General features: G+C 58.6%; 1 protein-coding gene. It reads left to right on the forward strand.

Translation table 11 applies throughout. The features are described from left to right. Window positions 1–70 precede the first annotated feature (70 nt). Window positions 71–1,290, forward strand: a protein-coding gene (locus tag ACM6IQ_RS22180; RefSeq protein WP_390896492.1) for an IS3 family transposase whose coding sequence is annotated in 2 segments (ribosomal slippage) — window positions 71–416 and window positions 416–1,290 — 1,221 coding nt in all. Because the reading frame shifts where the segments join, the coding sequence is not laid out codon by codon here. The last annotated feature ends 37 nt before the right edge of the window (window positions 1,291–1,327 follow it).

The following is a 1,327-nucleotide window of genomic DNA, read 5'->3' on the forward strand; positions in this document are numbered from 1 at the left end:
TGAACGAGCCCCATGAAAGACAGGACACCGTTTCCCCCTTACGATAAGGGATAGGCAAACGGTTATGTTTATGACTAATAGCAACGATAAGAGTGGTGAGCTTTTGGGCCAGGAGCGGCGTCGTCGCTGGAGCCCAGAGCAGAAACTGGCCATGGTTCGAGAGAGCCTTGAGCCAGGACAAAGCGTTTCAGTGGTGGCTCGGCGCAACGGCATCAATGCCAATCAGTTGTTCTTGTGGCGCAAGCTGTATCAGGACGGCAGCCTGTCGGCGGTCAGTGCTGGCGAAGCCGTGGTGCCTGCCTCCGAGCTAAGCGATGCGCTCAAGCAGATCCGTGAACTGCAACGGATGCTGGGCAAGAAAACGATGGAAGCCGAAATCCTCAAAGAGGCCGTGGAGATCGCCCGGTCGCGAAAATGGATTGCGCACTCACCCTTGTTGCCGGGGGACGACCAGTGAAGCTGGTCAGCGAATGTCTCGGTGTGGCGCGCTCGCAATTAACGGTGCGAATCAAGCAATCGGTATCGCCCAAAGTGCGGCGAAGCAGGCCTGTGAACGATGTAGAACTGGTCGCTGAAATCCAGCAAGAGGTCAGCGAACTGCCCAGCTATGGATACCGTCGCGTCTGGGGACTGCTGCGTCGTGCACGTGAAAAGCGGTCGCTGCCGGCGGTCAACGTGAAACGGGTTTACCGGGTGATGCGTGACCACAACCTTTTGCTTGAACGCCGGATCAAACAGCCCGGCGTGCCGCGTCGGCACGAAGGCCGTATTGCGGTGGAAACCAGTGATACGCGTTGGTGCTCGGACGGCTTTGAGTTCCGTTGCGAGGACGGTGCCAAACTGAGCGTGACCTTCGCCCTCGATTGCTGTGATCGCGAAGCCATCGGCTGGGTCGCGAGCCCGACCGGGTACAGCGGCGATGATATCCGCGACTTGATGCTGGAAAGCGTGGAGAAGCGCTTTGGTGATCAACTGCCCGCTACGCCGGTGCAATGGCTAAGCGACAACGGCTCGGCGTACACCGCCGAACAGACACGCCTGTTTGCTCGACAGATCGGTTTGCAGCCGGTGACCACCCCAGTTCGCAGCCCGCAGAGCAACGGCATGGCCGAGAGCTTCGTGAAGACGCTCAAACGTGATTATGTGGCGCACATGCCCAAGCCGGATCGAGAAACGGCGCTGCGCAACCTGGCAATTGCCTTCGAGCATTACAACGAGCAGCATCCGCACAGCGCCTTGAAATATCGTTCACCGAGGGAGTTCAGGCGCTTAGCGGGAACATCAATTTAACGGGGAGTTGGTGTCCGGTTTGGTAGGGGCAAGTCCA

It is taken from the genome of Pseudomonas sp. IT-P100 (genome assembly GCF_949767185.1).
GTDB classification, from domain to species: domain Bacteria; phylum Pseudomonadota; class Gammaproteobacteria; order Pseudomonadales; family Pseudomonadaceae; genus Aquipseudomonas; species Aquipseudomonas fluorescens_B.